Raw genomic sequence first — 25544 nt, forward strand, 5'->3', positions numbered from 1 at the left:
GCGGCGATCACCCGGGGGTGATGCTGACCTGGACCAGCGTCAAGGCCAGCGAACGCCTGTACGGCGACTTCGCCGGTACCTGGGGCCTGATCCGTCTGCTGGAAAAAGCCAAGGTGACCACACTGGACGACGGCGACAGCCGCTACCGCGTGGAAATCACCGCCCCTGATGGCCTTAACCTGACCTGGCATTTGCGCACTGAATTGGGCGCGGGGCCGTTGGCGTTGCTCAAGCTGCGTGGGTTCAAGTTGCCCCGGCAAGTTTTTCTATAAACACCGCGCCCGAGCGCTGAACGTCATCGTAATAAGGAGTTTTCATGAGCAAGGACAATAAGACGCGAGAGTACTTCGACGGCGAAATGCGCTACCTGCGCGAAGCGGCCAAGGAGTTCGCGGAGTTTTTTCCGCAGCAGGCGGCGCAGCTGAATCTGAATAAACCGGGGCCGAACGATGCCGCTGTCGAGCAACTGTTTCAGGGCTTTGCCTTTCTCATGGGGCGCATGCGCGAGAAGCTCGACGACGACCTGCCGGAGTTGAGCGAGGGTTTGGTGGACATGCTCTGGCCGCAGTACCTGCGCTCGATCCCGTCGCTGTCGATTGTCGAGCTGATGCCTGATGTGCCGCAGATGAAGGCCAGCGAAGTCATTGGCAAGGGCTTTGAAGTGCTGTCCCAGCCGATCGGTTCACAACAGACGCGCTGCCGCTACAGCACCACCCAGGATGTGCTGCTGCGACCGCTGACCCTGGAGTCCCTGCAACAGACCTATGAACCCGATGGTCGCTCGCTGTTGCGTCTGCGTTTTGCCTTTGGGGCCATGGCTGACCTGAGCCAGATCGACCTGAGCGCCATCACGCTGTACCTGAATGCCGATGCCCCGTTGGCCAATGCCCTGCATCTGGCCCTTACCCTGCATCTCAAAGGGCTTTACGTGCGTTTACCGGGGGCCGAACGCCAGCCGTTTCAAGGCCGCTTCAGTGTCAAGGGGTTTACTGATGATGATCGCCTGTGGGCCAAGGAGGACAGCGTCTTCAGTAACTATCAGCTCATGCTGGAGTACTTCACTTTCCGCGAGAAATTCATGTTCGTGACGCTCCGTGGCCTGGAGCAGATCAGTATCGCCCCCGGCACGCCGTGGTTCGAGGTAGAAGCCGTACTGAGCAAGCCCTGGCCCGGTGATTTCAAGCCGAGCGCCGAGCACATGCGCCTGCATGCGGTGCCGGTGATCAATCTGTTTGCCCTGGAATGCGACCCGCTGATCCTGAACCCGGCGCAGTCCGACTACCTGCTGCGCCAGCAGGATGGCCATACCGAGGTGTATTCGGTGGATCAGGTCATGACGACCAAAGCCGCCGAGCAGCAGGATTACGTGCCATTTACCAGTTTTCAGCACAAAGGCGGCATGTTGCGTCACCAGCAGCCTGAGCGCTATTTCCATACCCGCCTCAAGCCCGGCGTCGATGGTCGACACGAGACCTGGCTGATCCTGGGGGGCGACGGCCTGAGCGAGGACCAGCAAAATAAACACACCAGCCTGATACTGAGCCTGACCGGTACCAACGGCATGCTGCCGCGTCACGGGCTGCAAGAGACGCTGCTCGACAGCTGCGGGAAAACCGCCCGGACGGACCTGCGGGTGCGCAATCTGTGTGCACCGACCATGCCGTGCTACCCACCCAATCGCGACCGCTTTCACTGGCGTATCTTTAGCCACCTGGGTTCAAACTTCCTGCCCATGATGGATAACCCCGAGGTGCTGCGCGCCACGCTCGCCTTGTACGACTGGACAGGCAGCGAGGCCAATCGCCGCCTGGACGCCATCGTCGACGTCAATCACTACCTGCTGGAACGCTTCGAGAAAGGCTTTCTGCTGCGCGGGGTGGATATCCAGGTCACCCTGGATCGCAACGGCTTTGCCGGCGACGGCGATATCTGTCTGTTTGGCGAAATGCTCAACCGCTTCTTTGCCCTGTATGCCGACATTCATCTGTTCAACCAACTGACGTTGATCCTTCAGCCTGATGAAAAGCGCCTGAGCTGGGACGAGAATCACAGTCGACGGATTCCGGGATAATCGGCAGCCCCCCCTCATGCATCAAACTCCATGTTGAGAACTTCGACCAAACATGGAGCTTTGCGCTGCGCCCGCTCATTAATCAGAACGAATAATCCGCACTCAAGGTCGCACCACGCCCTGCCCCCGGCACGCCATAACCACGGCCGTTGTATTCAGCCCAGTAATGCTTGTCGAACAGGTTATTCACGTTCAAACGCACATCCACATCCTGAGTGGCTTTCCAGCTGACCATGGCGTCATGCAGCACATGGCTGGGCACGGTGGTCTGGCCGGCACTGGTCAGTACCGAACCCTGGCCCTTGTAGATCTTCACGTCGTCGACGTACTGCACACCGTAGCTGGCGGCAATGTCGTAGGGCAGCTTGTAGGTGGTCCAGACGTTAAAGGCATTCTGCGGGGTATTGGCCAGTTGCAGGCCCTGTTCGGAGCCGTTGTAGGCTTTGATCAGCTTGCTGTTCTCGTGGATGTAACCGGCATACACCGACCAGTTGCGGGTGATATTGCCGGTGCCGGACAGCTCGAGGCCGCGCACGCGTTCTTCACCGCCGGTAAAGGCCGTGCCCTGGGTATCGTCGACATAGGTCAGCTGGCGCTTGGTCTCGAATACGTCGCCGTTCAACTCCAGCGCACCGTCGAACAACTCCCATTTGGTCCCCACTTCATAGGTCTTGCCGGTGTCGCCCTTGGTCGAAGCAATGCTGCCGGTCTGCGCCACCGCCAGTACGCCGGACGGTTGCCGGGCATTGGCGTAGCTGACGTAGAAGCTGCCGTTATGCACCGGTTTGTAGACCAGGGCGGTATGCACACTGGTGAGCTTTTCCGACTGATCGGAATCGCCCAGGTCGGTCCAGGCAGCGGTCTGGCTGGCACGGCTTTCGTTATCCAGCACGCGGGTATCGAAGTGGTCCTGACGCACGGCCAGATGCAGCTGCCAGTGCTCGTCGAACTTCAGGGTATCCAGGGCATAGAAGGCTTTATCGACCTGCTCCACTGACTGCTTGGCAGACGTGTAACTGTTGGCACTGTAGGGATATTTCGACCAGTCGTTGCTCGCCACTGGCAGGTTGCCCTGGGCGGTGCGGTCGGCGGCTGTAAGGGCACCGGTCTTCGAATCCAGCGTCTGCTTGCTGATATCGAAACCGCCAACCAGGGTATGACCGATGCCGAAGGTGTCGAAACGCCAGGTCAGGTTGCTCTGGTTGCTGAACGTTTCGTTGGTCTGTTCACGTCCCGGCGTGTTGACGTTACGCCGATACAGGCCTTTGCTCACCTGCAGCCCCGGTGCGCCGGAGTTGGCGTCGCCGCCCGGCGTAGTGACAAAGTAGTCGTGGTCCAGGTGGAAGTAAGTGAACTGGGTGTCGAAACTCAGCGCATCGCTGAAGTCATGGGCGAACTTCATGTTCAGGCGATGGGATTCGTTGTCTTCATAGTTGAGGTTGCGCCAGCCCCAGTAACTGTTCCAACTGGCCCCACCGGCGCGGCTCGGGCTGCTGCCGTTGCTGCCGTTGACCGTGGGGATGCCGTAGTCCGGATCGCTGTTATCATGAATATATTCATAGCCAACGGTGAAGCGGGTATCGGTGCCCAGCCCCAAAGACAGGGTCGGTGCAAAGCCGTAGCGCTCGTCTTCGACCCAATCGCGGCCATCGACGCCAGATTTGTTGCCCATGATATTGACCCGGAACGCCGCACCTTCGCCGAGTCCGTCGAGGGTGTGGTTGATATCCAGGGTGCTTCGCCGATAGTTGGCGGTGCCGACGCCTGCGCTCAAATGGTTGAAGTCATCCAGTTGCGCCGCCTTGGTCACCAGGTTGACCGCTCCGCCGGTAGCGCCGACGCCCCAACCTGCGGAACTGGAGCCCTTGAGGATTTCCACCGAGTCGGTATTGAAGAAGTCATTGCGCGAGTATTTGGCCGGATCGCGCACGCCATCGCGGTAGATATTGCCATCAGCGTTGAAACCGCGAATGGTCAGGCTGTCACCTACCCCGCCACCGCCTTCGCCGGAATTGAAGGTAATGCCCGGCACGTTGCGCAGGGCGTCCTTGAGGCTCTGGGCATTCTGCTCCTTGATCAGTTGCTGGGAGATCACCGTGACGCTCTGCGGGGTATCGAGCAGCGTTTCGGTCATCTTCGCCGAGCTGGCGCGGTCAGTCTTGTACGCCGCTTCGCCTTCGCTTTCGATGGTGGTGGCCGGCAGATTGGTCACCCCTGGGGTCGTATCGACCGAGGTATCGACCGCGCCATGGCTGGCAGCCCAGGCCGACATCGGAATGGCCATGAACGTGGCCAGGCCGACGGCAGGCGCGAGGGTATAGGCACGCAGGGGCACGGCCCCATCAAGGTCACGGCGCTGGAGATTGAGAGTGGTTAAAGAGGAAGACATCGGATAGCCCTTGCGAAGGAGAACGGGTCGTATTCACAGAGGCAAAAGTCTATCAATCCGGTTCCCCGACCAACGGCGAGTTTTGTATTGCAACTGCCCTGTGCGCAGCACTCAACACAAACCATTACATTTCCAAGACGCCAGCGCCTTCAGGAGGTAGCATGGCCGTCGATTGCCATCCATCGTTCAAGGCTCTCAACGCTCGCGCATGAAAGACGTCGCTATTGTTCTGTACCCCGATTTCCTGTTACTCGACATGGCCGGTCCTGTCGAAGTGTTTTCCATCGCCAACCGTTATCTCGACCCGGCCCATCAATACCGATTGACCACTATCGGCACCGGGCCGAGCCTGATGCGCGCCTCCAATGGTGTTTCGGTGCAGGCCGATACCTGCATCGACAGCGACCAGGGCAACTATGACCTGCTGCTGGTGCCCGGTGGCCCAGGCGCCTATAACGAGCGCCACCCGGCCCTGCAAGCCTGGCTCAACACGGCGGTACCCCGATCCCGGCGCTACGGCTCGATCTGCACCGGGGCCTTTATTCTTGGCCACGCAGGCCTGCTCGATGGTTTTCAGGCCACCACCCACTGGAACTACATCGACCGCCTGACCAAGGCCTTTCCCAAGGCCCTGGTCGGCACAGACCAGATCTATATCGAAGACCGCCAGTTGATCACCTCCGGCGGTGTCACGGCCGGCATCGACCTGGCGCTGGCCGTGGTGGCCGAAGACCACGGACGCAAGGTCGCGCTGTCGGTGGCCAAGGTGCTGCTGGTGGCCATGAAGCGCCAGGGCGGCCAGGCCCAGTTCAGCCCGATGCTGGCGGCGGTGTCCGCCGAGGACTCGCCCATCACCCGGGTGCAGAACCATGTGCTGGATAATCTGCAGGAAGAATTCAATATCGAATGCCTGGCCCATCTGGCGCAGATGAGCACCCGCCACTTCACCCGCATGTTCGCCAAGGAAGTCGGTAGTACCCCCACCGAGTTCATCCAGAGCGCGCGCATCGACCGCGCTCGGCAACTGCTGGAAACCACCGACCTGCCCCTCAAGACCATCGCCTGGCGCAGCGGTTTTGGCAGCGTGCGGCATATGCGCCTACTGTTCAGCGACAAACTGGGCCTGACACCCAGTCATTACCGGCAGCAATTTGGCTGATCGCCAAGAAGTTGTACGACGAATGGTGGCAAAATGTTTATTCGCGATTAAACCCAACCAAAACAGATGTTTAGTTGTACAACTTTTGCCTTATTGAGAAAAACCTGCTTGCCGCTCAAGGAAGAACGGCAGGATCTGATCTAACCTTCGCCCAAGCATTTGGTCACAAAAAAACCTGTGGCCCGATTATCAAATTCAAGGACGAAGTAATGCATTCGAGTTCTTCTATTTCCGACAACGTCCCGACAATCTCCAACCCTACCTTCGCCTGGTTACCCCTTCTGCTCGCCGTACTGGGCGCTGCTGCCGTCCTGCTGACGGGAGGCGTCAATGCGCAACCCCTGGGCCTGGCCGCTGGCCTGCTGGTCCTTGGAGCCCTGGCCAGCCTGTGGGGCGCCAGTCAGCAGCGTCAGCAACTGGCAGCCCTCACCAGCCATCATCACAGCGCCAGCCAGTCTTCCCGGCAAAGCGCCAGCCAATCGCAAAACAACGGCCTGGCCGCCATCTGCCTGAAGACCGTGCCGATCTGGTCCAAGCAGATCGAAAGCTCCCGGGCCCAGACCGAAACCGCCATCGTCGAGCTGAGCAACCGCTTCTACGGTATCTCCAATCGCCTGCAGGAAACCGCCAACGCCTCGCAACTGGCGGCAGGTGACCTCGCTGGCAATAGCGCCGACGGCGCCCTGCAGGTGCTGGCCCAAAGCGACGATGAGTTGTTAAAGGTGATCGATTCGCTCAAGGCCACCCAACACAGTCGCGACGAGATGCTCGCCCAGGTCAACAACCTGACCGACTACACCGGCGAGTTGCGGGCCATGGCCGCCGATGTCGCCGCCATCGCCGCGCAAACCAACCTGCTGGCCCTCAATGCCGCCATCGAGGCCGCCCGTGCCGGGGAGGCCGGACGCGGCTTTGCCGTGGTCGCCGATGCCGTACGCACCCTGTCCAGCCAGTCCAGCGAAACCGGGCAGAAGATGTCGGCCAAGGTTGACATCATTAACAGCGCCATCACTCAGCTTGTGCAGGCGGCAGCGAGTAGCGCCGGGCATGACAGCGACTCGGTGACCGAATCGGAAAACAGCATCCAGCTGGTGCTCGAACGGTTCAAAAGCATCACCCGACGTCTGTCGGAATCCGCCGGTCTGCTGCAGGAAGAAAGCGCCGGTATCCGCAATGAGATGACCGAGGTGCTGGTCAGTCTGCAATTCCAGGATCGGGTCAGTCAGATCCTCAACCATGTGCGCAGCAATATGGAGGCCCTGCACCAGCATCTGCTCGACGCCCGTCAGGACCCGGAAAAACTCGATCAGATCGACGTCAAAGCATGGCTGGCCAACATGGAGTTGACCTACGCCACCGAAGAACAGCGCCAGAACCACCACGGCAGCGCCGCCGCCTCGACGACTCACGAAATCACTTTTTTCTAGTTTCCAGGAGCGCTAACTCATGGCCAAAAACGTAATGGTTGTCGACGATTCCAGCAGTGTCCGCCAGGTCGTCAGTATTGCCCTGAAGAGTGCCGGTTACGACGTGATCGAAGCCAGCGACGGCAAGGACGCCCTGGGCAAACTCACCGGGCAGAAAGTCCACCTGATCATCAGCGACGTGAACATGCCGAACATGGACGGCATCACCTTCGTCAAGGAAGTGAAGAAGCTGGCCAGTTACAAGTTCACGCCGATCATCATGCTCACCACCGAATCCCAGGAGTCGAAGAAACAGGAAGGCCAGGCCGCCGGTGCCAGGGCCTGGGTGGTCAAGCCCTTCCAGCCTGCACAGATGCTGGCCGCCGTGGCCAAGCTGATCATGCCCTGACCGGCAGGAGCCGTTGCCATGTCGATTACCTGCCAAAGCCATGACGGCACCGCCCGGGTCAGCATCGAGGGCGAAATGACCATCTACACCGCCGCCGAGCTTGGCGCCGTACTCCTGCCGCTGCTGGCAGACATGCAGAACAACAGCGACGACCTGGCCATCGACCTGTCCCAGGTCACCGAGATGGACAGCGCCGGGGTGCAACTGCTGATGCTGAGCAAACGCGAGAGTCAGCGCGCCGGCAAGGCCCTGCACCTGGACGGGCATAGCCAGGCGGTGCTGGAGACGTTCGAACTATGCAACCTGGCGCCCTACTTTGGCGATCCGCTGATTCTCGCTCCAGATGAATGAATAGGGTGGAAACTCATATGTGGGAGCGAATTCATTCGCGAAGAGGACGGTACATTCGACAAACCCTCATCGTTTGAAACACCGCATTCGCGAATGAATTCGCTCCCACAGTGAGCCCCCGTAGCAGTCTTCATGCAGCGTTCGAACACACAAAAGTGAGTCTGGATATTTGCAGTCGTCCCGCTTTTAAAGGATGTAACCGTGGGCATTAATCTCGACCAAGCACAACAGACCTTTATCGTCGAAGCACGCGAGCTGTTGCAGGAGATGGAAGAGTCCCTGCTGCGCCTGGAAACCCACCCCGACGATCCGGACATTCTCGGCGCGATTTTCCGCGCCGCCCACACCATCAAGGGCTCGGCCGGTTTATTCGGGCTGGACGCCATCGTCGGTTTCACCCATATCGTCGAAGATGTGCTGGACCGTCTGCGCGATGGCGAGATACAGGTAAATACTGCGCTCATCGCCCTGCTGCTCAAGTGCGGCGACCATATGCTCGAACTGATCGAAGTGGTCGCCAGCCAGGGCCGCAGCCTCGACAGCACCGCGCTCGCCCGGGAAGAAAGCCTGCGCCAGGGCCTGCAGCAATACCGCAGCGCCAGCACCGCCATGACCACCCAAAGCCCCGCGCCGGTGCCTCAGAACACCGAGGTGCAGACCATCGGCGGCGATACGGTCAGCTCGGACCTGTGGCATATCTCTCTGCGCTTCGGCCCCGATGTGCTGCGCAATGGCATGGACCCACTGTCGTTCCTGCGTTACCTCAATACCCTGGGCGAAATCGTCTATATCACCACCCTGGCCGATGCCATGCCTGTCCTCGATGAGGTCGATGCCGAGAGTTGCTATCTGGGCTTCGAGATCGACTACCGCTCCAATGCCAGCAAGGCGGAGATTTCCGAGGCTTTCGATTTTGTCCGCGACGATTGCCTGATTCATATCCTCGCCCCCCACAGCCGCATCGAAGAATACCTGCAACTGATCGAAGCCCTGCCGGAGCACCCGACCCGCCTAGGCGAAATTCTCACCAACTGCGGCGCGCTGACTGTGCATGAGCTGGAACAAGGCCTGCGCACGCAACGTCAGGCTACGAGCCAGGAGGTTACGCCGCAGCCGTTGGGCGAAATCCTGATTGAGCAACGCGCCGTTGAACCAGTAGTGGTGCAGTCGGCCCTCGACAAGCAAAACGGCATGCAGGAGCAAAAAACCAAGGAGGGGCGCTTTGTCCGGGTCAACGCCGACAAGCTCGATGAACTGATCAATCTGGTCGGCGAACTGGTAATCGCCAGCGCCGGGGCCAGCCAGTTGGCCCGCACCTGCCAGAACGATCCCTTGCAGGAATCGGCCTCGGTGGTCTCGGGTCTGGTCGAGGAGATTCTCGACGGCGCCCTGGGCCTGCGTATGATCCCCATCGGCGATACCTTCAACCGTTTCCGCCGGGTGGTGCGCGACGTCAGTCAGGAACTGGGCAAGGATATCGACCTGCTGATCAGCGGCGCCGATACCGAACTGGACAAGACAGTGGTGGAAAAGATCGGCGACCCGCTCATGCACCTGCTGCGCAACGCCATGGACCATGGCCTCGAAGCGCCCCAGGCTCGACTCGCGGCGGGCAAGCCGCTCAAAGGCCTGTTACGCCTGAATGCCTACCATGACGCCGGCACCATCGTCCTGGAAATCGCCGACGACGGCGCGGGCCTCAACCGCGAGCGCATCCTGGCCAAAGCCCAGGAGCGCGGCCTGGTGCCGACGGGTGCCAACCTCAGCGACCAGGAAATCTATAATCTGATCTTCGAGCCGGGCTTCTCTACGGCCGAAGCGGTGACCAACCTGTCCGGGCGCGGTGTCGGCATGGACGTGGTCAAACGCAATATCACGGCCCTGCGCGGTAGTGTCGATCTGGACAGCCAGCCGGGCCTCGGCACTACGGTGCGCATCCGCCTGCCGCTGACCCTGGCGATCATCAGCGGCTTTCTGGTCAACGTCGATCAGGCGATCTACGTCATTCCCCTGGACATGGTGCAGGAATGCATCGAACTCAACGAAGCCGATCACCCGTCCCGGGAAAGCGGCTATCTGGACCTGCGTGGCGAGGTTCTGCCCCTGGTCAGGTTGCGTGACCACTTCGGTCACGAGGGTGAACCCGGCGGCCGACAAAACGTAGTGGTAGTGCGCAGTGCCGAACAAAAGGCCGGGCTGGTCGTGGATGACCTGCTGGGCGAATTCCAGACCGTGATCAAACCCCTGGGCAAGCTGTTCGGCGCCCTGCGCGGGATCAGCGGCTCGACCATTCTCGGCAACGGCTCGGTGGCGTTGATTCTCGACGTGCCTTCGCTGCTGACCCAGATCGTAAGCATGGAAAACCGTAACGCCTCGCTTCTTTCCCGCCCGGCTGCCAACAGCTCCCTCCAAGGAGGAATTCCTCAATGAAATGGTTCTATGACCTGAAAATCGCCACCAAACTGATCACCTCGTTCATGATCGTGCTGGTGCTGACCGCTGCCATGGGCGCCTTCGCCATCTATCAACTGAGCCAGGTCAACCAGACCGCCACAGATCTGGGTACCAATTGGATGCCTTCCATGCGCATGGCCTCGGGCATGCGTTTCTATGCGGCCAATTACCGGATCAAGGAATACCGCCACCTGGCCAGCGAATCCGCCGAGGAGAAGGCCGCCGTCGAAGTCGAAGCGGCCGATTCGAAAAAGCAGATCGATACCCGTATAGAGTCCTACGCCAAGATGCTCTCCAACCCGGACGACAAGGCTCTGCTCGACACCTTCGTCAATGACTGGAATGCCTATCAGGCGGCCAGTGCCAAGATGATCAGTGAGTCTCGGCAAAACCGCCACGAAGAAGCCACTAAGGTGCTTACCGGCGACTCCCGCCGCCTGTTCGACGCAGTGACCACCGACCTGCAAAAAATGGTCGAACTCAACGCCAGCGGCGGCAGCGAAGCCACTGATCGCGGCAATAAACTATATGCCGACTCGCGCCTGTCGATCATCGTCGTACTGATAGTCACCCTGCTGGTCGGCTTCGGCCTGGCGCTGTTCATTGCCCGGATCATTTCCCGGCCCCTGCGCGAAGCCGCCGAAGTCGCCGGGCAACTGGCCGAAGGCGATCTCAGTGCGCAGATCGAGGTGCGTTCGCGGGATGAAACCGGCCTGTTGCTGGCTGCCATGCAGAACATGATCACCAAGCTGTCGCATATCATCGGCGAAGTACGCAACACCGCCGATAACCTGGCCAGTGCCTCCGAGGAGGTCAGCGCCACGGCCCAGTCCATGAGCCAGGCCACCAGTGAACAGGCGGCCAGCGTCGAAGAAACCAGCGCCTCCATCGAGCAGATGAGCGCCAGCATCAATCAGAACACCGAGAACGCCAAAGTGACCGACGGCATGGCCAGCAAGGCCGCGACAGAAGCCACCGATGGCGGCGAATCGGTGCAGCAGACCGTGGTGGCGATGAAGAAAATCGCCCAGCGCATCAGCATCATCGACGACATTGCCTATCAAACCAACCTGCTGGCCCTCAACGCCGCCATCGAAGCCGCCCGCGCCGGGGAGCACGGTAAGGGCTTTGCCGTGGTTGCTGCCGAAGTGCGCAAGCTGGCTGAGCGCAGCCAGGTCGCCGCCCAGGAAATCGGCGAGCTGTCTTCCAGCAGCGTCGAGATGGCGGAAAAAGCTGGCAAGCTGTTGGGCGAAATGGTCCCGTCGATCAACAAGACCTCGGATCTGGTCCAGGAAATCAGTGCAGCCTCGGAAGAACAGGCCGCCGGTGTCGCCCAGATCAATACGGCCATGAATCAACTCAATCAGGTCACGCAGCAAAACGCTTCCAGCAGCGAAGAACTAGCCGCCACCGCCGAAGAAATGAGCAGCCAGGCCGAACAGTTGCAGCAGGTCATGAGCTTCTTCCGCCTCGAGGTTGGCGGCAAGGGTGCGCAGCCTTCGATTCAGGTGAAAAGCAGCGAAAACCGCAAGCCACCCAGGGCGCCACAGCCGCCGGTGGCACGGCAGCCGAACTTCGCCTATCAAACCGCCAGCGGCCCTGACGAAGCCGACTTCACCCGGTTCTAAAGGAAGCTCAAGCCATGGGTGCACTTGCCACGACCAGCCAGAAACTGCCCGCAGCCCGGGAGGAAGAGGCGCAATACCTGACCTTCATGCTCGGCGGCGAAATGTTTGCCATCGCCATCCTCGGCATCAAGGAGATCATCGAGTACGGCAACCTCACCGTAGTGCCGATGATGCCCGCCTTCGTGCGCGGGGTGATCAACCTGCGCGGCGCGGTGGTGCCAGTGGTTGACCTGTCGGCGCGCTTCGGCCGACAGAACTCGGATATCACCCGGCGCAGTTGCGTGGTCATCATCGAAGCCGCAGGCGATAACGGTCAGCCCCAGGATATCGGCCTGCTGGTAGATACGGTATCGGCGGTGATGGAGATCGCCGCCAGCGCCATCGAACCACCGCCCAGCTTCGGCGCACGGATACGCGCCGATTTCATCAGCGGCATGGCCAAAGTCGAGGGCAAGTTCGTGATTGTCCTGGACGTGGACCGGGTGCTGTCCATCGACGAGATGTCCAGTCTCGCCGCCGGTAACCTCGTCGCCGAACCGCCACCACAGGGATAAGTGGATGAACGCCATGCCGCTCAATGACAGCGAGTTCCACAGCTTCCAGCAATGGCTGCACCGGGCGGCGGGCATCAACCTGTCGCCGGCGAAGAAGGCGTTGGTTGCCGGGCGCTTGTTCAAGCGCCTCAAGCATTACGAACTGGACAGCTATGGCGAGTATTTCAAGCTGATCATGGGCGGTCAGAGCGAGCATGAATTACAGGTCGCCCTGGACCTGCTGACCACCAACGAAACCTACTTTTTCCGCGAACCCAAGCACTTCGATTTCCTGCGCCAGCACATCCTGCCCAAGGCCACGCCGGGGCGCACGTTCCGCCTGTGGAGCGCGGCCAGTTCTTCAGGCGAGGAGCCCTACAGCCTGGCCATGACCCTGGCCGAAGGCCTGGGCACCACGCCCTGGGAAATCGTCGGCTCGGATATCAGCAGCCAAATGCTGACCAAGGCCCGCAGCGGCCACTACCCGATGGAGCGCGCCGCTACCCTGCCCCAGCCCTTGTTGGTCAAGTACTGCCTCAAGGGCGTCGGCCCCCAGGCTGGCACTTTTCTGGTCAACCGGGCGCTGCGCAATCGCATGAAGTTCGTGCAGATCAACCTCAATGAAGCCTTCCCGGAGATGGGCGAGTTCGAGGTGATCTTCCTGCGCAACGTGATGATCTATTTCGACCAGGAAACCAAACGCAAAGTCATTGCCCGCATGCTGCCGCTGCTCAAGCCCGGTGGCTACCTGATGATCAGCCATTCGGAGAGCCTCAACGGTATCAGCGACGCCTTCAAGCTCGTGGCACCGTCGATCTATCGAAAACCATGAAAACGTCCCTGGCCTACCCCCGCGTCTATTTGTCCCCCGGCGACTTCCACTTCGCCACGGAGCCGACGCGCATCAGCACGGTGCTGGGTTCATGCATCGCCGTGACCCTGTGGCATCCGCAGCGGCGCATCGGCGCCATGTGCCATTTCATGCTGCCCAATCGCCGCATTCGCGGCAACCGCCTCAGCGGCAAGTACGCCGACGAGGCCTTCGAGATGTTCATGCTCGAAGTCGAATCCCATCGCACCCTGCCCGGCGACTATGAGGTCAAGCTGTTCGGCGGTGGCGAGATGTTCCCGCGCCACAAGACCGCGCTCGTCAGCGCGGTCCCCGACATGAATATCGAAGCCGCCCTGCAACTGGCCGAGCAATACCACCTGAACGTCACCGCCCAGGACATCGGCCGCACCGGCCATCGCAATATCGTTTTCGACACCTGGAACGGCGATGTCTGGGTCAAACACAAGCCATTGCATCAGTGCTGAAGGTCGTCATGAAAAAAATCAGAGTGCTGCTTGTCGACGATTCCGCCGTGGTGCGCCAGGTACTGATGGCGATCCTCGACAAGACCCCGGATATCGAAGTGATGGGCGCGGCGTCCGACCCCATTTTCGCCATCGACAAACTCGCCAGGGAGTGGCCCGATGTCATTGTCCTCGACGTCGAGATGCCGCGCATGGACGGTATTACCTTTCTCAAAAAAATCATGAGTGAACGCCCTACGCCGGTGATCATCTGCTCGTCCCTGACCGAGAAAGGCGCCGAGACTACCTTGCAGGCCCTGAGCGCCGGGGCGGTGGAAATCGTTACCAAGCCCCAGGTCGGCCTGAAGAACTTCCTGCTGGAGTCCGCTGCGATACTGGTCGCGGCCATCCGCGCCGCCGCCAGTGCCAACGTCAAGAATCTGGGCAAACGCAGCGTGCCGCGTCTGGAACCCCAGGCCAAGCTCAATGCCGATGCCATCCTGCCTGCCGGGCATAGCCAGGCCATGGTGCAGACCACCGAACGCATCGTCGCCATCGGCACGTCTACCGGCGGCACCCAGGCTCTGGAAGCGGTGCTGACCGCCCTGCCACGTGTCAGCCCCGGCATCGTCATCGTCCAGCACATGCCGGAGAAATTCACCGCATCCTTTGCCGAGCGCCTTAACGGGCTGTGCCAGATCGAAGTGCGCGAAGCCAGGAACAACGACCGCGTCCTCCCCGGCCTGGCCCTGATCGCCCCTGGCGGCAAGCACATGATGCTGACCCGCAGCGGCGCTTACTATCACGTACAGGTAGTGGACGGCCCGTTGGTCAACCGTCACCGACCCTCGGTGGACGTGTTGCTGCGTTCGGTGGCCAAGTTCGCCGGGCGCAATGCCACCGGCATCATCATGACCGGCATGGGCGATGACGGTGCCCGGGGCATGAAGGAAATGTTCGACGCTGGCGCCGACACCGTGGCCCAGGACGAGGCCTCCAGCGTGGTGTTCGGCATGCCCAAGGAAGCGATCAAACTGGGCGGCGCCAAACGCATCCTGCCCTTGGGCGAGATGCATCGAGCGGTGATGGGCCGGGCTTAGCCATCTGAGTCGTGGTAAACGCTTGTTTACCGAACGGCTGCTGCCAGACTGGTGTGATTGTGTGGGAGCGAGGCTTGCCCGCGAATCAGCCGACGCGGCAGGTCAGGAAAACCGCGTTGCTCCCTTCACGGGCAAACCGACTCCTGCGGCCCTGCGTTTACCCAGCCAACAACGCCGCATACCGCTGCAGATCGATATTGCCCCCGGTGACAATCACCCCGACCCGCTTGCCCTGCAATTGCGCCTTCAACTCCCGCACCGCTGCAAAACCCAGGCAGCCGGTAGGCTCGACCACCATCTTCATGCGCTCGGCAAAGAAGCGCATGGCCTCCACCAGTTGCGCATCGCTGGCGGTGTAGATGTCGTTGACGTCGCGACGGATGATGTCGAAGGTGTAGTTGCCCAGGTATTGCGTCTGGGCGCCGTCGGCGATGGTCACCGGGGTGTCGATATGCACGATGCTGCCGCTGCGCAGGGAGCGCTGGCCGTCATTGCCCGCTTCCGGCTCGACGCCATAGAGCTTGCAGTCCGGAGCCAGGGCACGGGTCGATAACGCAGTGCCGGACAGCAGCCCGCCGCCGCCGAGGCAGACGAACAACGCATCCAGGCGGCCAACTTCCTCGAACAGTTCCTTGGCTGCGGTGCCCTGCCCGGCGATCACATCCGGATGATCGTAAGGCGGGATCAACGTGAAGCCGTGCTCTTGAGCCAGTGTGCGGCCGATGGCTTCGCGGTCTTCGGTGTAGCGGTCGTACTGCACAACCGTGGCGCCATAGCCGCGGGTAGCCGCAACCTTCGCCGCCGGGGCGTCATGGGGCATGACGATGGTCGCAGGAATACCCAGGATCCGCGCCGACAGCGCCACGCCCTGGGCATGGTTGCCCGAGGAGAACGCCACCACCCCGGCCTTGCGCTGGAGCTCGTCGAATTTCGCCAGGCTGTTGAAAGCCCCGCGAAACTTGAACGCGCCCATGCGTTGCAGGTTCTCGCACTTGAAGAACAACTCGGCACCCACCTCCTCGTTGGCCGTGCGCGAGGTCAGCACCGGAGTCTTGTGGGCATGGCCCTCGATCCGGCCAGCGGCGGCCAGCACGTCTTCATAGGTGGGCAGAATCAGGTTTGTCACGGGTACCTCCAGCGAATGAGGGGTGGTTTGAATAACAACACAGGCGCAAATCCTGTGGGAGCGAGGCTTGCCCGCGAATTGAGCGGCGCGGTACACCAGGCACGCCGCGTCAAGGCCTTCGCGGGCAAGCCTCGCTCCAACGAATAAAAAAGCCGGGAAGCCAGACGATAATCCGCAAGTTACAATTTGTCCAGTTATGACAAAACGTCAAAACAAGCCCATCTGCCCGCCAATCAACGTACTGAAATCATCATCGACAAACGGCAGGATCGCGTCCGCCAACGGCTGTAGCTGTCGGGTGACGTAATGCTCGTAGTCGATGCCGGACTGGCGTACCTCAAGAGGTTCCGGCCCGGCCAGGGTCATGACGTAGCTGATCCAGCCACCATTCTGATACTGCCGTGGACGCCCCTGGCGATCGTTGTACTCGTCGGCCATGCGCGCCGCACGCACGTGGGGCGGTACGTTGCGCTCATAGTCGTCAAGGCGCCGGCGCAGGCGCTTGCGGTAGATCAACAGGTCATCCAGCTCGCCGTCCTGGGTACGGCGCACGTATTCACGGACATAGTCCTGATACGGCTGGCGCTTGAAGATGCGCAGGTACAGTTCCTGCTGGAATTGCCGGGCCAGGGGCGACCAGTCGGTGCGCACGGTCTCCAGGCCCTTGTAGATCATTTCCTCACGACCATCGGCCAGGGTCACCAGCCCGGCATAACGTTTCTTGCTGCCCTCCTCGGCGCCGCGCACGGTGGGCATCAGGAAGCGCTTGAAGTGGTTTTCGTACTGCAACTCCAGCACGCTGGTCAGGCCGTATTGCGCTTTCAGGTGTTCGGCCCACCAGGCATTGACCTTGGCGACCAGGGTGCGGCCGATACGCCCGGCGTCGGCTTCGTCATGGGGCTTTTGCAGCCAGACGAAGGTCGAGTCGGTATCGCCGTAGATCACCGTGTAGCCTTCGGCCTCGATCAACTGCCGGGTGCGGCGCATGATTTCATGGCCGCGCAGGGTGATGGACGAGGCCAGGCGCGTATCGAAGAAGCGGCAGCCACTGGACCCGAGCACGCCGTAGAAGGCGTTCATGATGATTTTCAAAGCCTGGGACAGCGGCTGGTTCTTCTCGCGCTTGGCCACCTCGCGGCCTTCGGCGACATTGGCGACGATGGACGGCAGGCAGTGGCGGGTCCGGGAAAACCGCGCGCCACGAAAGCCCGGCACCGAGTCGGCATCATCAGGGTGGCGCAGGCCTTCGATAAGCCCCACCGGATCGATCAGGAACGAGCGGATGATCGACGGGTACAGGCTCTTGTAGTCCAGCACCAGCACCGACTCATACAACCCCGGCCGCGAATCCATGACAAAGCCGCCGGGGCTGGCCTCGGGCATGCGCTCACCCAGATTCGGTGCAACAAAACCCTGGCGATGCATCAGCGGGATATACAAATGCTCGAATGCCGCCACCGAACCGCCGCTACGGTCGGCGGGCAAACCGGTGACGGTGGAGCGTTCCAGGAGGAAGGTCAGCAACTCGGTCTTGGCGAAAATCCGCGTGACCAGCTCGCAGTCCTTGAGGTTATAGCGCGCCAGGGCGGGCTTGTCCTCGGCGAACATGCGGTTGATTTCATCCATGCGGTGATAAGGGTTGTCGATGGCCTTGCCTTCGCCGAGCAGGGTCTGGGCGACGTTTTCCAGACTGAACGAAGGAAAGCTCCAGGTCGCCGAGCGCAGCGCTTCGATGCCATCGATCAACAGACGCCCGGCCGCTGAAGCAAAGTAATGATTGTTACGGCTGCCGTGTTCGCGCCAGCCCATGCTCTCGCCGCCACGGCCCAGGCGCAGCGGCACGTTGAGGCGCTGGGAGTGTTCGTGAAGCACGCGCAGGTCGAACTGGATCACGTTCCAGCCGATGATCGCGTCGGGGTCGTGCAGGGCCATCCAGTCATTCAGCCGTTCCAGCAATTCAGCGCGGCTGTCGCAGTAGTCGAGCTTGAAATCCACTGCTGAATCGTCGCCATTGGCCGGGCCAAGCATGTACACCTGACGCTCGCCGCAGCCTTCAAGGGCAATGGAATACAGCTCGCCACGGGCGGTGGTTTCGATATCAAGAGAAGCCAGGCGCAACGTCGGGCGATAGGCGGGAGCCGGTTTTATCTGCGCATCGATCAGCACGCCGTTTTCATCCGGGGTGCCGTCAAACTGCACCGGGGCGGTGATAAAGCGCTCCATCAGATAACGTTCGGGCGGGCGAATATCGGCTTCATAGACATCAACGCTGGCCTTGCGCAGCAGCTTTTCGATGTCCATCAATTGCCGGTGTTGCGGGCAATACAGGCCCAGCACCGGACGATGGCGGAAGTCGCAGAGCTGCAGGGTGCGCAGCTCGACGCCCTGCTCACCGCGCAACGCCGCCTCAGCCCGCTGCCGATGCTCGGCGGGGATGAACGCCACCGATGTCTGCAGCGGCAGGCGGATCAGCCGCGGCCCCTGGTCGGTGGCCAGCCATAACTCGACTTGAGTTCCGGCCGGCGTATCGCGCCAGTGGCGGGTCAGGACAAAACCTGTGTTTGCATCCAACTTTGCAGCCTCGACACCCTATCAGGGCGTCGATTCTACGTGCATGGGCCCCGCCCGTGTGGTCTGTCAGACGCGGAACCGCTTGATCAGGCCATGCAGGTTGGCCGAAAGCCCGGAGAGGCGCTGGCCGGCATCGCTGGTCTGGTGCGCGCCTTCGGAGGTCTGCTTGGCCAGATCGCGGATATTGACCAGGTTGCGGTCCACTTCCCGGGCGACCTGAGCCTGCTCTTCCGAGGCGCTGGCGATCACCAGGTTGCGCTCGGTGATCTGGCTGATGGCATCGGTGATCTGTTGCAAGGCCTGGCCCGCCGTGCGCGCCATTTCCAGGGTGACATTGGCCCGCTCGTTGCTGTTCTGCATGGCGGTCATGGCCTGATCGGTGCCCTGCTGAATGCCGCCGATCATCTGCTCGATTTCCAGGGTCGATTGCTGGGTGCGATGGGCCAGGGCCCGCACTTCATCGGCGACCACGGCAAAACCACGCCCGGCGTCACCGGCCCGCGCCGCCTCGATGGCAGCGTTCAGCGCCAGCAGGTTGGTCTGCTCGGCCACCGAGCGAATCACATCCAGCACATTGCTGATGCCACGCACCTTCTCGGCAAGTTCGCGGACGTGGTCAGCGGTGTCATGCACGTCATTGGCCAGGCCGCTGATGGAGTCCACCGTACGATTGACCTGCTCGCGGCCTTCACGGGCGGTGCGATCCGATTCACGGGAGGCTTCGGAAGTGGCCACGGCATTGCGCGCCACCTCGTCCACGGCAGCGGTCATTTCGTTGACCGCCGTGGCCGCCTGCTCGATTTCCTGATTCTGCTGATGCAGGCCCTTGTTGGAGTCTTCGGTCACCCGGTTCAGCTCCAGGGCCGCCGACGCCACCTGATCGGAGGATTCGGCAATGCTCTGGATGGTCAGTTTGAGGCTTTGCTGCATGGTCCTGAGCGAGGCCAGCAGGCGTGCCGGCTCGTCGCTGCCGTTGGCCTCGATATCCTGGGTCAGATCACCCGAAGCCACGTTTTCCGCGGCACGTACCGCCTGGGACAGCGGCGCAACAATGCTGCGGGTCAACAGAATGGCCAGTACCCCGGTCAACACGACCGCCAGCACCAGGGCAACGATCACGCCCATCTGTGCAAAGGCATATTCACGCTCCGACAACTCGGAAAACGCCGTGGCGCTGCTGCCACTGAGCTTCATCAACTTGTCCAGTTGCACGCCCAGCTCTACCGACAACTTGGTGTAATCACCACCGAGCAACGTTTTGAGGTTAGCCAGATCGCCCGTGCCGGACAGCTGGACCAACTTCATGTGAATACCGACATAGGCATCCAGCGCCTGGCGAAAACTTTCATACTGGGCGCGCTGGGCATCGCTGTTGATCAGCGCTTCATAGTCTTTCAGACCACCCTTGAGTTGGCCGATCAGTTCATCGGCGCGGGCGATAGTGCTGCGCAATTGCGCATCTTCACGGTCGACCAGAATACGGAACGAAGTAATACGCAAACGCAACATGCGGTCGTTAATGGTGCCCAGGGCCGCATAGGTCGGCAGCGTGGTATCCATGGCAATGCGCGTCGCGCCGCGCAGGGTCTTCATCTGGGCCAGGGCGAACAGGCCCAGCAGCACCACCAGCAGGGCCACCAGGGAAAAACTGAAAAACGCCCTGGGTGCGATATTCAAGCGCCGAATAAACATGAGGGTAGCCTTATCGAATATTGAAGTTATGGTCGATTGGAGCTTTAGTTGAAATGAACGAACTTTCTCTTATCGGCATTAGTTCGAGATTCTTTAATAATGATTTAGCGTAAACCCCTCAAGAACGCGGCGTTCGGCCAGACAATACGCTTATTGGACTTATTGTCCCTGTGGGACCGGCTTTAGCCGGAAAAAGCGCCTTCCCGGCTAAAGCCGGTCCCACAGGTAGTTAAATTAACTTATCAGTTAGTTAGATAACGTCACGCCAATAATGCTGGCGAATCAACACTGCCAACGCCTGCACCGGCGCCGACAACGGCCCCGCCGCCATATGCAATTCAATGGCAAAATCCGGCAGCACCGGCAACCCGGCTTCCGCCCCCAGTATCCGCAAGTTCCCCGGCATGGCCGACGCCAGCCAGGTGGTCAGGGCCAGGTCGCTGCGCACGGTGGCGGCGGTGGCTTCGATGCTGTTGTTGTCGTACAGCACCTTCCAGCCAATATCCGCCGCTTTCAGCGAGTCATACACCGCCGGGCGAAACACGCAGCTCTGGCTGACAAAACTCAAAGGCAAAGGCCTGCGCAGATGCACATCACCAGGCCCGGCGACCCAATGCAGCCGGTCCACGGCCAGGCGCTCGCCACGGGACTCTTCCAGCACGCACTCGCGCACGATCAGGTCGGCCTCGCCGTTCTCCAGGGACTGGGACAATTCCACCGATGAGCCGGTGACAAAAAACACTTCGACGTCCGGGTACTGCTCGGTAAACGCCGTGAGGATCGGCGGGAAATGCGTGCCCACCAGGTCATAAGGTATGCCGATCCTGACCAACTCCACTGCCGCCTCACCGGTGAGTCGTGATGTCAGGCGGTCATTGGCGCCGATAAAGGCAATGGCCTCGGGCAGCAGCATCTCGCCTCGCGCGGTCAGGCGACTGCCCTGATTGCCCCGCTCCATCAACGCGCAGTCAAAGAAGGTTTCCAGGCGCTTGATGCGCTGGCTGATACCGCCCTGGGTCAGGTGCAGCAGGCGCGCCGCCGCCGTGATACTGCCGCTTTGGGCCGTCGCCACGAATGCCCGAAGCAAGCCCACATCGATATCCCGCGCCACGACTCACCCCATTAGCAACGTTAATGGCGCCACTATAAACATTCGTTATGTAGAAGAAAGTGCTTTGTTTAGGGTGATGGCTCAACCGAGAGGAGTCACTCATGTTTTCCAGCGATCACCCCGTCAACATTGCCCAGGCCTTGCAAGGTCTGACCGACTACTGGAGCCCCAAGGTGGTCGGCCAGGTCAATGACCAGTACATCAAAGTCGCCAAGCTCAAAGGCGAACTGATGTGGCATGACCATGCCGACGAAGACGAGACCTTCATGGTGATCTACGGCGAACTGAAGATCGAACTGGAAGACCGCGACATCACCCTGCGCCCCGGCGAGTTCTACACCATCCCGAAAAAGGTCCGGCACAACCCGGTGGCCGCCGAAGAATGCGGCATCCTGCTGATCGAGACCATGACCACCAGGCATACCGGCAGTGAGGTCACGGCGCGGACGGTGCCGATTGAGGCGCAACTCGGTCGCTGAAGCCCAAAATCAGGCGTTGGCCGACCCCGACCAGATCACCGAATAGCGATCGATATCCTCGCGCAAGGTCCAACCCTGGGCCGCCCAATAAGCGGCGGCCAGGTCATTGGTCTTGAGCACATCGACATGGCTCTTGTGAATGCCCAGGGCCGCCAGTTCGTTCAGGCATCGCTCCACCAGCACCCCGGCGATGCCCTGGCGGCGGTATTCGGGCAAGACGATCAGGTGTTGCAAATAACCGCGCCGACCGTCGTGGCCGGCCATCAGGCAGCCGCACAGGGCCTGATCGTCCACGGCGACGAAGCTCAGGCCGGGGTTGCGCGCCAGGTAGCGTTCGGTGGACTCCCGGGAGTCGGCATCGCGGATGGAAATCCCCGGCGTACGCTGCATCAGGCTCAGTACGGCGTCGTAGTCGGCGGTGGTCATGGGGCGCAGGGTAAAGCTCATGGCACAAACCTCATCTCAGGAGCCGCTGCCTTCGGGCAACAGGCTGCGATCGAACATAAACGGCGTATCGGACCGCGGCGTATGCAGGAACAACTGCTGCGGGCGGCCCATTTTCGGTTGATTTTTGTCGCCGGTATCCTGCACCCAGCCCTCTTCCTTCATGCGCTCCAGGCGCTTGCGGATCGAGGTGTTATTGACCCCGTAGCCCAGGCAAGCCTGCACGGCATTCAGGGCATCAAGCACGGTGAAGCGCTCCGGTGCCAGGTACAGCGGCAGGTTGCTGTACACCGCCTTGGACGCCAGGCGTTCGCAAGCCAGTTGCACCAACAGATTGTGATCGAAAGGCAGGACGATGCGGCGCTTGATGACTTCGCCGATATCGACAAAGCGCAATTGCCCACCACCGGCTTCAGCCAGCGGGCTGAGCAGTGCCAGGTAATAGGTGCTCATGGACCAGCCCCGAGGGTCGCGAAAAGCGTTGCCCTCGGTGCCGACCTGCTCCAGATGTTGCGGGCTGACCTGAGCTTTCTCGCTCAGGGCGCGGTCGGCGGCAGCGGCCAGGGTATTGTCCGGGGTACGGCCATTGACGATCACCCCCGGCAAGGCCCATTCACCCTGATGGGGTTCACGGTCACGCAGGTGCAGCAACACTTGCAGTCCCTTGTGTTCCGGGTCCAGTCGCAGGGCGACTATATCGACACTGGCCAACACTTCTACGCTACTCAATATGCACTCCCATAAACCATTAAATCCCTGCTGACTTCCGGTGGACACCATTCGGGCGGTACCGCGCGCCCCTGGCGCACCAGTGCGCGGATCGCCGAACTGTGCACGGACAATTGCTCATCAGCCACCAGCAGGCCAAATTCCTGCAACAGCTCATGCCCCCGATAAAAGCTACCGACCCGCTGACGATTGTCTTCGCCGATCACCAGGGCGGTCTCACTGCGGGCCACACCCCACCGCGCGCTAAGGGCACAGAGCAGGTCGTAGCTGTAGATCACCGCGCCGCCCTGCCCCAGCTCTCTCTCCAACGCCGAGCAGATGACTCGTTCACAGCCAAGCCGCGCGACCAGCTTGTCGATCCAGCTGCAGCGCAGGTCAAAGTCGGCCATGCGCTTGCCGTCGGCGTGACAATAGCTGGGCACAATCACCAGGTTGTCGGCGCATTCGAGCATACGCAAGATGACGCTGACGTGGCCGCTGTGCAGTGGGTCGAACGCGCCGCCGTAGACCGCCAGACGAAACCTGCGGGGCGATTCGGCTGTCGAATCCACCGCCTCACTGACCGCCTTATTTTGCTCACCAGATAAAATATGTCCAGTCACGTTTTAATCCTTCATCAAATTAAGTATTGACATACATATTACACCTGATGAATTATGTGTCCAGACCCGAACGAGGAGACACCGCCATGAAGATCGCCAGCTTTGACGTCGATGCCCAGAACGGCTTTACCGCCAACGTCCCCGCCGAATTGCCCGTCGCCGGCGGCGAACTGATTGCCCCGGCCCTCAACGAAATGGCCAGCCGCGCCAGCCTGCGCCTGGGCAGCAAGGACGCCCACGCCCCCAACGCCGCGTGGGTCGTGTCCAGCCATGCCGAGATGTTGCAGCCCCTGGCCCTGGCCAACGCCGACCTGACCTGGGTCAGCCACTGCGTCCCCGGCACGCCCGGCTTCGAATTGCTGGACGGCCTGCCCGCCCCGGTGGACTACGACTTCTTCGTCTGGAAAGGTATCGAGCCGGACATGCACCCCTACGGCGCCTGCTACCACGACCTGGCCGACAAGCGCTCCACCGGGGTCATCGAATACCTCAAGGTACAGCGCGTCGGAGCGGTGATCGTCGGTGGCCTGGCCCTGGATTTCTGCGTCAAGACCACCGCCCTGCAACTGCGTGCCGCCGGCTTCGAAGTACTGCTGTACCTGCCCGCCTGCCGGGCCATCTCCGAGGAGGGCGCAACCAGAGCCATCTCTGAAATGAGCGATGTCGACATCCGCCTCTGCGACACCCTCGACACCCTCGATGCCTTTATCAAACGGATCAAAGGACCACAATCATGAGCGAGAGCGTATTTGGCCCGGCCATTATCCAGAACCTGCTGGATACCGATTTCTACAAAATCACCATGATGCAGGCGGTGCTGCACAACTACCCCAACGCCGAAGTGGAATGGGAGTTTCGTTGCCGCAACAGCGAAGACCTGACCCCTTACCTGGCCGAGATCCGCTTCCAGATCGAACGCCTGGCCGAGGTGTCGATCACTCAGGACCAACTTGCCTATCTGGAGAAGATCCCGTTCATCAAGCCGGACTTCATCCGCTTCCTCAGCCTGTTTCGCTTCAACCTGCGCTACGTGCATGTCGGCATTGATGACGCCGGGCAACTGGCGATCAAGCTGCGCGGTCCGTGGTTGCATGTGATCCTCTACGAGATCCCGCTGCTGGCGATCGTCTCCGAGGTGCGCAACCGCTATCGCTACCGTGATGTGGTGATCGAGCAGGTGGGTGAGCGGCTGTATGAAAAGCTCGACAGGCTCAAGCGCGAAGCCTCGGCCACGGAATTGGCCGGTTTTCAGGTGGCGGATTTTGGTACCCGGCGACGCTTCTCGTACCGCGTGCAGGAAGAAGTGGTGCATATCCTCAAGCGCGATTTTCCCGGCCGTTTTGTCGGCACCAGCAACGTGCACCTGGCCCGGGAATATGACCTCAAGCCCATCGGCACCATGGCCCACGAATGGTTCATGGCCCACCAGCAACTCGGCCCGCGGCTGATCGACAGCCAGGTGGCGGCGCTGGAATGCTGGGTCAAGGAGTACCGCGGCCTGCTGGGGATCGCCCTGACCGACTGCATCGGCATGGATTCCTTCCTCAAGGACTGCGACCTGTACTTCGCCAAGCTGTTCGACGGCCTGCGTCATGACTCGGGTGATCCGCTGACCTGGGCCAACAAGGCCATCCAGCACTACGAAAAACTCGGCATCGACCCGATGAGCAAGACCCTGGTGTTCTCCGATGGCCTGGACTTCCCCAAGGCCCTGGAGCTGTACCGCCAGCTCAGTGGCCAGATCAATGTCAGCTTCGGCATCGGCACACGCCTGACCTGCGATATCCCAGGGGTAGAACCGATGAATATCGTGATCAAGATGACCGCCTGCAACGGTGCGCCGGTGGCGAAGATCTCCGACAGCCCCGGCAAGACCCAATGTCGCGACGAGAACTTCGTGGCCTATCTCAAGCATGTGTTTCAGGTTGTATAGCAAGCCCCTGCGGGAGCGAACTGTGGGAATGAACTCATAGGGGACCAGGGAAAACTGTGGG

23 protein-coding genes and 1 pseudogene are annotated in these 25544 nt (G+C 60.9%); 15 read left to right on the forward strand and 9 right to left on the reverse strand.

Features of this window, described 5'->3' with window-relative positions; all coding sequences use genetic code 11:
• Both M2401_RS31730 and tssF read left to right on the forward strand, forming a co-directional pair.
• On the forward strand, window positions 1-272 hold a 272-nt coding region (locus tag M2401_RS31730), incomplete at its 5' end, for a type VI secretion IcmF C-terminal domain-containing protein (protein WP_310504168.1).
• A 44-nt stretch (window positions 273-316) separates the two neighbouring features.
• Window positions 317-2071 (forward strand): type VI secretion system baseplate subunit TssF, encoded by a 1755-nt coding sequence (tssF, locus tag M2401_RS31735; protein WP_259110222.1) that lies wholly within the window; start codon window positions 317-319, stop codon window positions 2069-2071.
• Window positions 2072-2153: 82 nt separating this feature from the next.
• Here tssF and M2401_RS31740 read toward each other — a convergent pair whose 3' ends face one another.
• On the reverse strand, window positions 2154-4460 hold the full coding sequence (locus M2401_RS31740; protein ID WP_259110224.1) for a TonB-dependent siderophore receptor: 2307 nt from the start codon (window positions 4458-4460) through the stop codon (window positions 2154-2156).
• A gap of 208 nt (window positions 4461-4668) precedes the next feature.
• Here M2401_RS31740 and M2401_RS31745 point away from each other — a divergent pair, with 208 nt between their 5' ends.
• From M2401_RS31745 to M2401_RS31790, 10 genes are all read left to right on the forward strand, one after another.
• Window positions 4669-5619: a GlxA family transcriptional regulator gene (locus M2401_RS31745; protein ID WP_259110226.1), complete on the forward strand. Its 951-nt coding sequence runs from the start codon at window positions 4669-4671 to the stop codon at window positions 5617-5619.
• Between the two features lie 764 nt (window positions 5620-6383).
• Window positions 6384-7046, forward strand: a complete 663-nt coding sequence (locus tag M2401_RS34865; protein WP_409034016.1) for a methyl-accepting chemotaxis protein — start codon at window positions 6384-6386, stop codon at window positions 7044-7046.
• Window positions 7047-7065: 19 nt separating this feature from the next.
• A complete protein-coding gene (locus M2401_RS31755) occupies window positions 7066-7434 on the forward strand; it encodes a response regulator (protein ID WP_259110230.1) in 369 nt (122 codons plus the stop codon).
• Between the two features lie 18 nt (window positions 7435-7452).
• On the forward strand, window positions 7453-7785 hold the full coding sequence (locus tag M2401_RS31760) for a lipid asymmetry maintenance protein MlaB (protein WP_259110232.1): 333 nt from the start codon (window positions 7453-7455) through the stop codon (window positions 7783-7785).
• Window positions 7786-7986: 201 nt separating this feature from the next.
• The gene (locus M2401_RS31765) at window positions 7987-10215 is read left to right on the forward strand and encodes a chemotaxis protein CheA (protein WP_259110235.1); all 2229 of its coding nucleotides are present in this window, start codon (window positions 7987-7989) and stop codon (window positions 10213-10215) included.
• A complete protein-coding gene (locus M2401_RS31770) occupies window positions 10212-11867 on the forward strand; it encodes a methyl-accepting chemotaxis protein (RefSeq protein ID WP_259110237.1) in 1656 nt (551 codons plus the stop codon). Before M2401_RS31765 ends, M2401_RS31770 begins: the two co-directional genes overlap by 4 nt.
• Before the next feature lie 14 nt (window positions 11868-11881).
• Entirely contained in the window at window positions 11882-12421 is a 540-nt protein-coding gene (locus M2401_RS31775; protein WP_259110240.1) for a chemotaxis protein CheW, read from the forward strand.
• Between the two features lie 4 nt (window positions 12422-12425).
• Window positions 12426-13232 (forward strand): CheR family methyltransferase, encoded by an 807-nt coding sequence (locus M2401_RS31780; protein ID WP_409034014.1) that lies wholly within the window; start codon window positions 12426-12428, stop codon window positions 13230-13232.
• On the forward strand, window positions 13229-13717 hold the full coding sequence (locus M2401_RS31785) for a chemotaxis protein CheD (RefSeq protein ID WP_259110242.1): 489 nt from the start codon (window positions 13229-13231) through the stop codon (window positions 13715-13717). Before M2401_RS31780 ends, M2401_RS31785 begins: the two co-directional genes overlap by 4 nt.
• An 8-nt stretch (window positions 13718-13725) precedes the next feature.
• Window positions 13726-14796, forward strand: coding sequence for a chemotaxis response regulator protein-glutamate methylesterase (locus M2401_RS31790; RefSeq protein WP_259110244.1), 1071 nt, complete (start codon window positions 13726-13728; stop codon window positions 14794-14796).
• 157 nt (window positions 14797-14953) lie between these two features.
• On the opposite strand, the gene M2401_RS31795 is transcribed toward M2401_RS31790, so the two are convergent.
• The 5 genes and pseudogenes from M2401_RS31795 to M2401_RS31810 all read right to left on the reverse strand — a co-directional run bounded on the left by M2401_RS31795 (window position 14954) and on the right by M2401_RS31810 (window position 21296).
• The gene (locus M2401_RS31795; protein WP_259110391.1) at window positions 14954-15913 is read right to left on the reverse strand and encodes a threo-3-hydroxy-L-aspartate ammonia-lyase; all 960 of its coding nucleotides are present in this window, start codon (window positions 15911-15913) and stop codon (window positions 14954-14956) included.
• Between the two features lie 216 nt (window positions 15914-16129).
• The gene (locus M2401_RS31800; protein WP_259110246.1) at window positions 16130-18493 is read right to left on the reverse strand and encodes a DNA polymerase II; all 2364 of its coding nucleotides are present in this window, start codon (window positions 18491-18493) and stop codon (window positions 16130-16132) included.
• 66 nt (window positions 18494-18559) lie between these two features.
• Window positions 18560-19618 (reverse strand): methyl-accepting chemotaxis protein, encoded by a 1059-nt coding sequence (locus M2401_RS31805; protein ID WP_409034017.1) that lies wholly within the window; start codon window positions 19616-19618, stop codon window positions 18560-18562.
• 90 nt (window positions 19619-19708) lie between these two features.
• Window positions 19709-20185 (reverse strand): annotated as a pseudogene (locus M2401_RS34870) (MCP four helix bundle domain-containing protein); the annotation flags it as partial.
• A gap of 250 nt (window positions 20186-20435) precedes the next feature.
• Window positions 20436-21296 (reverse strand): LysR family transcriptional regulator, encoded by an 861-nt coding sequence (locus M2401_RS31810; protein ID WP_259110248.1) that lies wholly within the window; start codon window positions 21294-21296, stop codon window positions 20436-20438.
• Window positions 21297-21397: 101 nt separating this feature from the next.
• On the opposite strand from M2401_RS31810, the gene M2401_RS31815 reads away from it, so the two are divergent.
• Window positions 21398-21775, forward strand: coding sequence for a cupin domain-containing protein (locus M2401_RS31815; RefSeq protein WP_259110249.1), 378 nt, complete (start codon window positions 21398-21400; stop codon window positions 21773-21775).
• 9 nt (window positions 21776-21784) lie between these two features.
• Here M2401_RS31815 and M2401_RS31820 read toward each other — a convergent pair whose 3' ends face one another.
• The 3 genes from M2401_RS31820 to M2401_RS31830 are packed head-to-tail and all read right to left on the reverse strand — an operon-like array spanning window position 21785 to window position 23550.
• Window positions 21785-22201 carry a GNAT family N-acetyltransferase gene (locus M2401_RS31820; RefSeq protein WP_259110392.1) on the reverse strand — a complete coding sequence of 139 codons (417 nt, stop codon included), beginning with the start codon at window positions 22199-22201 and terminating at the stop codon, window positions 21785-21787.
• Between the two features lie 36 nt (window positions 22202-22237).
• The gene (locus tag M2401_RS31825; protein ID WP_259110251.1) at window positions 22238-22948 is read right to left on the reverse strand and encodes an NUDIX hydrolase; all 711 of its coding nucleotides are present in this window, start codon (window positions 22946-22948) and stop codon (window positions 22238-22240) included.
• Complete coding sequence (locus M2401_RS31830; protein WP_259110253.1) at window positions 22945-23550, reverse strand: adenylyltransferase/cytidyltransferase family protein; 606 nt, start codon at window positions 23548-23550, stop codon at window positions 22945-22947. Before M2401_RS31830 ends, M2401_RS31825 begins: the two co-directional genes overlap by 4 nt.
• A gap of 86 nt (window positions 23551-23636) precedes the next feature.
• Here M2401_RS31830 and M2401_RS31835 point away from each other — a divergent pair, with 86 nt between their 5' ends.
• Complete coding sequence (locus tag M2401_RS31835; RefSeq protein WP_259110256.1) at window positions 23637-24287, forward strand: nicotinamidase; 651 nt, start codon at window positions 23637-23639, stop codon at window positions 24285-24287.
• Entirely contained in the window at window positions 24284-25483 is a 1200-nt protein-coding gene (gene pncB / locus M2401_RS31840; RefSeq protein ID WP_259110258.1) for a nicotinate phosphoribosyltransferase, read from the forward strand. Before M2401_RS31835 ends, pncB begins: the two co-directional genes overlap by 4 nt.
• Window positions 25484-25544 lie beyond the last annotated feature (61 nt).

Origin of the sequence: Pseudomonas sp. JUb42, assembly GCF_024807945.1 — a bacterium.
In the GTDB taxonomy this organism is placed as follows: Bacteria; Pseudomonadota; Gammaproteobacteria; order Pseudomonadales; family Pseudomonadaceae; genus Aquipseudomonas.